This window comes from Gemmatimonas sp. (genome assembly GCF_044376735.1).
In the GTDB taxonomy this organism is placed as follows: Bacteria; Gemmatimonadota; Gemmatimonadetes; order Gemmatimonadales; family Gemmatimonadaceae; genus Gemmatimonas.
Map to the genome: position 1 here is coordinate 52,429 of NZ_JBILKJ010000008.1, position 9,748 is coordinate 62,176.

Below are 9,748 nucleotides of genomic sequence, written 5' to 3' on the forward strand. Positions count from 1 at the left end.
CCTCTGGATTCCGCGATGTCCACGTTCGTGTGCTCGACCCGCGCTCGGCGCTCCTTCGCCGGGATGGGGCTGATCGCGCTGGGCAGCCTGATGCCGTCACTCGTGACGGCCCAAGTGGGTCATCTCCCCGCCAACAGCCCGTTCGAAGACGTGAAGCTGGGGCAGAACCTGTCGATCATGGGCGGGTGGATGGCGATGAAGCGTGACCCGGCCGATGTGGCGCCATCGTCGTCGCTCGCGGCGGCGCTGCGGTACGATGTCGCCATCGGCGGTCCGGCGTCGCTGTACGTGCGCTACATCGTCGCGCCGTCCGATCGCAAGCTGCTGCTGCCCACGAATCCGCGGGCCACGCGGGTGATCGGCACGCCGGGCGTGACGACGCACCAACTCGACACCGGGCTCGATCTGGCGCTCACCGGGAAGAAGACGTGGCATCGGCTCATTCCGTCGATCACCGGTGGCGCCGGCATCGTCACGGACTTCGCGGCCGCCGATACGGGCGCCTACCGGTTTGGCACGAAGTTCTCGTTCTCCTACGGCCTCGGCCTGCGCTATCTGCCGCGCAAGGGACCGATGATCCGGGTGGACCTCACGAACTTCATGTGGCAGTACGACTATCCCGACCGCTATTTCGTCAAGGCGTCGGACACGACGTCGGTGCTGACCGACACGCGCAATCGCTCGGCGTGGCGCGGCGCGCGCACGGTCACGGTGGGCGTCACGCTGCCACTGTTCCGCTGACCACGCATGCCGCGCACGTCACTCACCCGCCGCGTGACATTCGCCGCGGCCCACCGCTACCGTCGCCCCGATTGGAGCGATCAGGAAAACGCCGAGGTGTTCGGCGCCTGTGCGCATCCGAACTACCACGGACACACGTACGTGTGCGATGTGACCGTGGCCGGCCCGGTCGATGAAGAAACCGGCTTCGTGGTTGACCTCGGGTTTCTCGACCGCGTGCTGCAGCGCGAGGTGCGCGACCGGTTCGACCACCGCAACATCAACCTCGACGTCCCCGAGTTCGGCGACGGCCGACTGATCCCCACCGGCGAGAATCTGTCACGCTTCATCTGCGAGCGTGTGCAAAGCGCGCTCGCGCACACCACCGCGGTGGTGATTCGTGTGCACCTGGCCGAGGACACGACACTCAGCAGTAGCTATGAGGTCGACGCATGACCGTGTTCTCCTCACGCGGGGTGGCGATCTGGTCGCTCGCGCTCGGTACGGCGCTGGCGGCAGGGTGCGCGCGCGGTGCACACGGCACGGTGGAGGCGCCACGACCGGAGCCGGCCGCCGCCGTCCTGATGCCGCCGGCGGCCGCCCCGTCGCCGACCACCCAAGGCATTTTGCAGGGCATCGTGGATTCCGTGCTGGCCGCACCCATGTGGCGCAATGCGCGCTGGGGGCTGTTGATCGTCGATGCGGAACGTGGGGATACGATTCTGAGCAACGATGCCGACAAGCTGTTCATGCCGGCGTCCAACGAGAAGCTGCTGACCGGTGCGATCGCGTTGCAGACGCTGGGTCCCGACTATCGCTGGCGCACGCCGGTGCTGTTGCATGGCCGTCAACGCGGGACCACGTGGCACGGGGATCTGCTGGTGTCGGGAAGCGGCGATCCCGGCGTGAGCGATTCGTTGAGTGGCGGGTCGGCGATGAACGCGTTCGCGCCGATTCGTTCGGCGTTGGCCGCGCGCGGCATCACACGCATCGCGGGCCGTGTTCGCGCGATTGGCGATGCATTCCCGGGCGCCACCATCGGCTTCGGGTGGGCGTATGACGATTTCGATGCGGCGTACAGCGCGGCGGTCGATGAACTGATGTTCAACGAAGGCGTGCTGGAGCTGCGCGCGCGTGCGGCGGCGCGGGTGGGCGGCACCGTGACGGTGGTGAGCGCGCCGACGCGGTCGTATCCGCGACTCGTGGTGCAGGCGACCACGCGCGATTCGGTGGCGCTACCGGCCGGTAGCCCTCGTCCACCGCGCCTGGACGCCGTGTACGACAGCATCGGCGATCGCGTGGTCGTGACGGGCACGCTGGCGCTGGGTGACAGCGCCTCCATCACGATGTCGTATCGCCATCCGAGCGATGCCTATGTGGCGGCCCTGACGCAGTCGCTCGACGACGGCGGCATTCGTATCGCGGGTCGCCGCCTCGCGAAGACCGATACCGTTGGTCGTGCGGCCGATACGGTGGTGGTGCTGCAGTCGGCGCCATTGTCGGACGTGCTGCGTCGGATGCAGAAACCGTCGCAGAATCAGATTGCCGAACTGTTGTTCCGGACGTCGGGCCTTCGGGGCAGCGGTGACGGATCGGCCGACAGTGCCCGCGCCGTGGGCGTGCGGACGTTGGCCGGCTGGGGCATCACCACCAGCGACGCCGCATACCGCGACGGGAGCGGGCTGTCGCGCCACGACTATGTCACGCCGCGGGCGATCGTGCGCGTGCTGGACGCGATGCGCCGCTCGCCGTGGTTCGCGACGTATCGCGAGGCACTGCCCATCGCCGGCGTGGACGGGACGATTGGCAATCGCATGAAGGGCACGCCGGCGGCGGGCAATGCCCGCGCCAAGACGGGCACGCTGGACAAGGCGCGCGCACTGTCGGGCTACGTGACCACGGCCGATGGCAGGCTGGTCCTGTTTGCGATGGTGAGCAACAACTTCACGGTGCCGACGCGCGACGTGGAGCGCGTGCAGGATCTGCTGGTCACGACATTGGCCGGCCGTGCGTTGGGCGGCACCGCGCCGCGCGCGCCGCATTGACGAACTCGCTGCCACTGGCAGGGCACGTGCCACTCTCATTCGATGAAGCGCTCGACGCCATCCTGCAGCAGGCGGATGGTCGCACCACCGAAACGGAACAGGTCGCGATCGAGCGGGCGCTGGGCCGCGCGCTCGGTGCGCCGGTACGCAGCGGCGTCGCGCTCCCACCGTGGGACAATGCCGGTATGGACGGCTACGCTGTGCGGCGCGCCGACGTGATGGGTGCCACGCGCGATGCGCCGCGCGTGCTGCCGGTCCTGGGTATGAGCGCGGCCGGTGCCGATGCGACCACGCTGCCATGGGTTCAGCAGGGCACCGCGCTGCGCATCATGACCGGTGCGCCGATGCCGCCGGGGGCGGACGCCGTGCTTCGCATCGAAGACACGGACCAAGGGATCGAACAGGTAGCCGTGTTCGACGACCGCGACGCGAACGGTCGTGGGAATGTGCGCCCACGTGGTGAAGACGTTGCCGCGGGCAGCGACCTGTTCGCCGGTGGGACCACCATCGGCGCCTCGCACTTGGGCGTCCTGGCCAGCATCGGTGCGCACACCGTGCCCGTGCACCGCGCGCCACGCGTGACGATCGTATCCAGCGGCGACGAGTTGGTGATGCTCGACCGGTTCGACGAGGTGGAGGCGGGCCAGCGCATCGTGTCGTCCACGAGCTATGCGCTCCCGGCCATGCTGCGCACCGCCGGTGCCGACGTCCGCACGCTGCCGCTCGTGCCCGACACTCTCGACGCCCTCACCGGCGCCCTCGTCGGCGCCCTCGACGACGGCTGTGATCTGCTGATCACGACCGGCGGCGTGTCGGTGGGTGCCCACGACTACACCCGCGACGCGCTGGCCGCGCTGGGTGGACGTCAGACGTTTTGGCGCGCCCGTATTCGCCCCGGCGGACCAATCGGGACCGGCACCGTTCGCGACGTGCCGTGGCTCGGACTGCCGGGCAATCCCGTGTCCACCATGGTCACGGGCTCCCTCTTCGCCTGGCCGCTGATTCGGCGGCTCGGCGGACACGCCGGCTATCGCCCGCTGCGGTTGCCCGTGCGCTTTCTCGATCACGCCGACACACCAGCGCCGCTCACGTACTTCCTCCGCGTCATTCTATCAGCGGGGGCCGACGGAATGCCCGAAGCACGACTGGCCGGCCCGCAGGGATCGAACCTGCTGCGCACGATGGCGCTCGCCAACGCCTTGCTGATGATCCCCCCCGAGGTCTCGCGAGCTGACGCCGGCATGATCTTCACCGCGGTCCTCTTGCCCGACGTTCCCTTGATGACGACATGACCCGACCGATCCTGGCCGACCTCCATGGTGAGGCGCTCGACGAGGCACTCGGGCGCTGCTTCTCGCTCGCCACGGAAACGGTCGATGTGGCAGGACGTGCGGTCACGCTCGTAAAGCCGGAGAACGCCGACCACCTGATCAGCGAAGCGGACTACGTCATGGACGAGCGGCTGCCGTACTGGGCCGATCTGTGGCCATCGGCCCGGGTGTTGTCGGCCACGATGGCGCGCGAAGCAGGAGCCGGGCGTCGGTTGCTGGAGCTGGGGTGCGGTCTCGGGCTGGCGACGGTCGGGGCAATGCTGGGCGGTTTCGAGGTCACCGCGACCGACTACTACGAGGACGCGCTGCACGTCACGCGCGGCAATGCCGCGCGGAATCTGGGGCACGAGCCCATGGTGCGGATGGTGAACTGGCGCGAATGGCCCATGGATCTGGGCGTGTTCGACGTCGTGATGGCCGCCGACGTGCTGTACGAGAAGGAGTACGCGATCCTGGTGGGCGAGTGCATGGCGCGCTCGCTGGCGCCGGGTGGCGTGGCGATGGTGGCCGATCCTGGCCGGCTCGCGCTGCCCATGTTCCGCGACAATCTCGTGCACGTGGGGCTCGAGATCTTCGACACCGTCACGACGAAGTTCGAGGAAGGGCCGGTGAAGCAGGAGATTCAGGTGATGCGCCTGCGTCACCGGCAGAGCGAGGGCGTGCGTTAGGCGCTGGCCACGATGGGCAACAACCGCGAGGCCACGACCTCGGAGATATCGAGCACGGGAACACTGCTGCCCGCGCCAGTCACACCATCGGTGATCATGGTCATGCAGAACGGACAGGCCACCGCGATCTGATCGGCGCCCGTGGCCAGCAACTCCTCGCTGCGCTCCACGTTCACGCGCTTGCCGACGTTCTCTTCCATCCACATGCGTCCGCCGCCGGCACCACAGCACATGCCGCGGCTCTTGGTGCGCGGCGGCTCCACGAGTTCCATGATCGGCAGCGCACGCTTGAGGGTATTGCGCGGCGCGTCATAGATGTCGTTGTAGCGACCGAGATAGCACGAATCGTGGTACGCGACCTTGAGCCGCTGACCATGCTCGGTGTCGAGCGGCACACGCCCAGCCGCGAGCAACCGCTCGATGTAATCGGTGTGGTGAATGACTTCGTAGTTACCGCCGATATCCGGGAACTCACTGCCCATCTGATGGAAGCAGTGCGGGCAGAACGTGACGATGGTCTTCACGTTATAGCCGTCGAGCGTTTCGATCACGCCCTTGGCGAGCATCTGATACAGATACTCGTTGCCCATGCGACGCGCCGGGTCACCGTGACAGGTCTCTTCCTGTCCGAGAATCGCGAAGCGCACGTTGGCGGCCTGCAGAATGCGCGCGAACGCGACCGTGATCTTCTTGGCGCGATCGTCGAACGACCCCATGCAGCCAACCCAGAACAGGATGTCGGCCTTCTCGCCCTTCTCCACCAACTCGGCCATCGTGGGGATATCCATCCCCTCGGCCCACTGCGCACGATCCGACGCGCTGAACGCCCACGGACTCCCGTTGCGCTCGAGGCTCGTAAGCGCCGGCGCCAGCTCCTCGGGGAAGCGGGACTCCATCAGCACCAGGTCGCGCCGCAGCTCGTTGATAATGTCGAGCTGATCGATGCTGACCGGGCACTCCTGTACGCAGGCGCGGCAGCTGGTGCACGCCCAGAGTTCCTCTTCCGTGATCCAGTCGTCGAGCAGATTCTTGGCGAGGACCGCCGTCTGCTCTTCCGTCGCGGTACCACCGCTGGCCGCGATCGCGTCGAGTGTCGTGGCCTTCTCGGTGAGACGCGCGCGCGTCTTCACCACAATCATGCGCGGCGACAGCAGCTTGCCGGTACTGTTGGCCGGACACACCGCCGTGCATCGTCCGCACTCGGTGCACGAGTAGCCGTCGAGCAGGTTCTTCCAGCTCAGGTGCTCGACATCGGCCGCGCCGAACTGCTCGGCGTTCTCTGCCTCGAGGTCCATCGGACGCATTGCGCCAATGCGACCCGGACCACTCGTGTTCGAGAACCACACATTGATGAGCGACGTGAGCACGTGCAGGTGCTTGGAGCCCGGCAGGTGGTTCAGGAAGTACAGAATCAACACCGCGTGGATCCACCACGACACGCGCGCCACCACGTGCGCCGTCTCCGGCGACACGCCGCTGAACAACGGCAGCAGCAACCCGGAAATGATGCGACCATCGGTGGGCGCGCCGGTGCGGAGCTCCATCACGAACAGGAGCAGCAGGGTGATCATGAGCGTAGCGATCATGCTCAGGATGAACACCGCGTCGGCGCCGCTCACTTCCGCGAAGCGCTTCGGCTTGATCACCAGGCGGCGGTACAACAGGTACGCGACGGGGATCAGCACGAAGACCGCGAACAGTTCCTGCGAGACTACGTACGGCAGGTACAGGAACCGCGGGAGAATCACGTCCCACGTGAAGGGCGTGTAGAGCCCCTGAATCATGATCTCGAGCAAGCCGAGACCAAGAACGCAGAAGCCCCAGAACACGAGCGCGTGCATCATGCCGCCGACCGGATCGCGCAGAATCTTGCTCTGCCCGAGTCCGATCAGCAGGAAATTCTTGGTCCGCTGATCGGGGTGGTCGGTACGGACTTCATCGTGGCCGATGTGCAGCCAGCGGTTCAGCCGTTTCGCGCTGCGGGCGAAGAACCCGAGCGCGACGGTGAGAATGACCGCGAAGACGAGATTCGAGACCCCCATCGGCCCGGTCAGCCCTGCGCCTTGGCGGCCTTCACGGCGGCGGTAAGCGCCGGCATGACCTCGAACACATCGCCCACGATGCCGTAGTCGGCAATCTTGAAGATCGGGGCGTCCTTGTCTTTGTTGATGGCCACGATGGTCTTCGATGTGCGCATGCCGGCCAGGTGCTGGATGGCGCCCGAGATGCCGACGGCGACATACAGGGTCGGGCTGACGTTGCGTCCCGTCTGTCCGATCTGATCCGAGTGCGGACGCCAGCCTTCGTCGGTGACGGCACGCGTGGCCCCAACCGCGGCGTTCCCGAAGGCCTCGGCGAGCTCTTCGCACAGCTTGAAGTTCTCGGGCGCCTTGAGGCCGCGACCACCGGCCACAATGACCGGCGCATCGTTGAGATCGAGCTTTCCGGTGTTGCCCTGCTTGAGCTCAACCACCTTGACCCGCGACGCCGATGGATCGGCGGCCGACGTGATCGACTCGGTGGCCAGCGCACGCGGCGCCTCGGCCGGCTGGAACGCCGCCGGACGCACCGACAGAATTGCCGGCGTGCCCGCGAGCGCCAACGTGGCGATGACCTTGCCGTTCATGGTAAAGTGCTGACCCAGCACCGACCCGCCGTCCACCGTGAAGCCCGTGAGATCGGCCGCAAGACCGACGCCCAGCTTGGCAGCCACCCGCGGCGACAGGTCGCGTCCCTGCGCCGTCGCGCTGAAGAGCGCGTAGCCGTAAGTGCCGCTACCCAGCTTCTGCGCCACGGTGGCCGCGAGCGCCTCAGGATTGTACTGCGCGAATCCGGCGTGCTCGAGCACGAGGACCGAATCAGCGCCGTACTGCGCGAGCGACGCCGCCTTGGCACCGATACCGGCGTCTCCGGCGAGCAACGCATGCACGCTGCCGCCACCGGACAGCTCGGCGAGCGCGCGACCGGCGGTCACCGCCTCGAGCGCCACCTTGCGCAGGTCGCCGCCGCGTACTTCTGCGAATACGAGAACGTTGGCCATCTCAGAGCACCTTCGCTTCGGTCTGGAGGAGTCGAACAAGCTCGGGCACCGCGGCGGCACTGTCGCCGAGGATGCGTCCAGCGGCCCGTTCAGGGGGCAGCGCCATCTTGTGCACCGTGACCTTCGCGTCGCCGAGCTGCGCCGGCTTCACGTCGAGCGGTTTCTTCTTGGCGGCCATGATGCCCTTGAGCGACGGGAGCCGCTCCTTGTTCAAGCCGTCGTCGATGGTGAGGACGGCGGGCAGCGGGAACTCCACCACTTCGGTCGCGCCTTCCAGCGCGCGCTCGGCGCGACCGGCGGCGCCAGTGATGTCGAGCTTGAAGACGTTCGTCACGCACGGCAGATCGAGCAGCTCGGCGACCATCGGGCCCGTCATCTGATTCATCGAATCGATGGCTATGCGTCCGAAGAGCACGAGATCATACCCGCCCTCCTTCAGCTCGGAGGCGAGGGCACGCGCAATCGCGAGCCCGTCGGCCGGTATGCGGTCGGCCGTCAGCAGCACCCCGCGATCGGCCCCCATGGCAAGCGCTTTCCGGATCTGCTCCTGCGCCGCATCGGGACCGAGGGAGATCACAGCCACCTCCCCCACGTTGCCGTTCTTCTCCTTGAGCTGCAGCGCCGCTTCGATCGCCCAGAGATCGAAGTCGTTGACGTCGTACTTGAGGCCCGCTTCATCCACGCGGGAGCCGTCGGCGGTTATGGCGAACTTCACTTCCATGACCGGGACGCGCTTGATGCACACGGCGATCTTCACCGCGGACGCTCCGTAAAAGAGGCTGAGAATGAGGAACTACTGCGCAAGGGAAGGTAGGCGTAGGCCCCCCCGCCGGCAATGCGACGGGAGCGTCACCTTTGGCCTGCGCCGCTCGCCCCTACTTGAACGCGTTCAGTCCCGTGATCGCCTGGCCGAGAATGAGCGAGTGCACGTCGTGCGTGCCTTCGTAGGTGTATACGCTCTCCAGGTTCGCCATGTGGCGCATGGCGCTGTACTCGGCGAGGATCCCGTTGCCGCCGAGCAGGCGCCGCGCTTCCCGCGCGATGTCGGTGGCAATGCTCACGTTGTTGCGCTTGGCCAGCGACACCTGCGTGGGCGTGAAGTTGCCGGCGTCCTTGAGGCGTCCGAGATGCAGCGAGACCAGCTGCGCCTTGGTGAGTTCGGTGAGCATGTCGGCCAGCCGCACCTGCTGGATCTGGAAGCCACCGATGGGCTTGTCGAACATCACGCGCGTCTTGGCGTACGACACCGCTTCCTCGAAGCAGGCCATGGCGGCGCCGAGGACGCCCCACGAGATGCCGTAGCGGGCCTGCGTGAGGCACATGAGCGGACTCTTGAGCCCCTTCGATTCGGGAAGGATCGCATCGGCCGGCACGTGCACGTCGGTGAGTACCAACTCGGACGTGTGGCTGGCGCGGAGCGACAGCTTGCCATGCTGGTCCTTGGCATGAAAGCCGGGCAGCGACGTATCGACGACGAAGCCGCGGATGCTGCTGTCGTCGGTGCTGTCACCGGTCTTGGCCCAGATGATGGCGACGTGCGCCTTGGATCCGTTGGTGATCCACATCTTGCCGCCGTTGATGATCCAGCTGCCGTCGGGCTGCTGCTTGGCGCGAGTGATCATCCCACTTGGATTCGACCCGTAGTCGGCTTCGGTGAGACCGAAACAGCCGATCATCTCGGCCTTCGCGAGCTTGGGCAGGTAGTGGTGCTTCTGCGCCTCGGAGCCGAACGCGAAGATCGGATACATGACCAGCGCGCCCTGCACCGACGCGAACGAACGGATGCCCGAGTCGCCGCGCTCGAGTTCCTGCATGATCAGGCCGTACGCCACGCTCGAGAGCCCGGCGCAGCCGTACTCCTCGGGCAGGTTCGCACCGAGCACGCCGAGTTCGGCCATCTCGGCCACGAGCTCGTCGGGGAAGCGGCCCTGCACGTAGCACTCG

General features: G+C 66.9%; 9 protein-coding genes. 5 read left to right on the forward strand and 4 right to left on the reverse strand.

What is annotated here, in order from left to right; genetic code table 11:
- Positions 1-15 precede the first annotated feature (15 nt).
- Genes ACIRA7_RS02425 through ACIRA7_RS02445 form a run of 5 tightly spaced genes read left to right on the forward strand, consistent with a single transcriptional unit; the run spans position 16 to position 4,764 of the window.
- Positions 16-741: a hypothetical protein gene (locus ACIRA7_RS02425; protein WP_396219203.1), complete on the forward strand. Its 726-nt coding sequence runs from the start codon at positions 16-18 to the stop codon at positions 739-741.
- Between the two features lie 6 nt (positions 742-747).
- On the forward strand, positions 748-1,176 hold the full coding sequence (locus tag ACIRA7_RS02430) for a 6-pyruvoyl trahydropterin synthase family protein (protein WP_396219204.1): 429 nt from the start codon (positions 748-750) through the stop codon (positions 1,174-1,176).
- A complete protein-coding gene (dacB, locus tag ACIRA7_RS02435; protein WP_396219205.1) occupies positions 1,173-2,765 on the forward strand; it encodes a D-alanyl-D-alanine carboxypeptidase/D-alanyl-D-alanine-endopeptidase in 1,593 nt (530 codons plus the stop codon). The genes ACIRA7_RS02430 and dacB overlap by 4 nt, the downstream gene beginning before the upstream one ends.
- Before the next feature lie 26 nt (positions 2,766-2,791).
- A complete protein-coding gene (gene glp / locus ACIRA7_RS02440; protein ID WP_396219206.1) occupies positions 2,792-4,057 on the forward strand; it encodes a gephyrin-like molybdotransferase Glp in 1,266 nt (421 codons plus the stop codon).
- On the forward strand, positions 4,054-4,764 hold the full coding sequence (locus ACIRA7_RS02445; RefSeq protein ID WP_396219207.1) for a class I SAM-dependent methyltransferase: 711 nt from the start codon (positions 4,054-4,056) through the stop codon (positions 4,762-4,764). The genes glp and ACIRA7_RS02445 overlap by 4 nt, the downstream gene beginning before the upstream one ends.
- On the opposite strand, the gene ACIRA7_RS02450 is transcribed toward ACIRA7_RS02445, so the two are convergent.
- From ACIRA7_RS02450 to ACIRA7_RS02465, 4 genes are all read right to left on the reverse strand, one after another.
- On the reverse strand, positions 4,761-6,806 hold the full coding sequence (locus tag ACIRA7_RS02450; protein ID WP_396219208.1) for a heterodisulfide reductase-related iron-sulfur binding cluster: 2,046 nt from the start codon (positions 6,804-6,806) through the stop codon (positions 4,761-4,763). The two genes, ACIRA7_RS02445 and ACIRA7_RS02450, sit on opposite strands and share 4 nt — an antisense overlap.
- Positions 6,807-6,814: 8 nt before the next feature.
- Entirely contained in the window at positions 6,815-7,804 is a 990-nt protein-coding gene (locus tag ACIRA7_RS02455; protein ID WP_396219209.1) for an electron transfer flavoprotein subunit alpha/FixB family protein, read from the reverse strand.
- Position 7,805: 1 nt separating this feature from the next.
- Complete coding sequence (locus ACIRA7_RS02460) at positions 7,806-8,561, reverse strand: electron transfer flavoprotein subunit beta/FixA family protein (protein WP_396219210.1); 756 nt, start codon at positions 8,559-8,561, stop codon at positions 7,806-7,808.
- Positions 8,562-8,679: 118 nt separating this feature from the next.
- Positions 8,680-9,748 (reverse strand): acyl-CoA dehydrogenase family protein (locus ACIRA7_RS02465; RefSeq protein WP_396219211.1); only part of this gene is annotated, 1,069 nt, incomplete at its 5' end.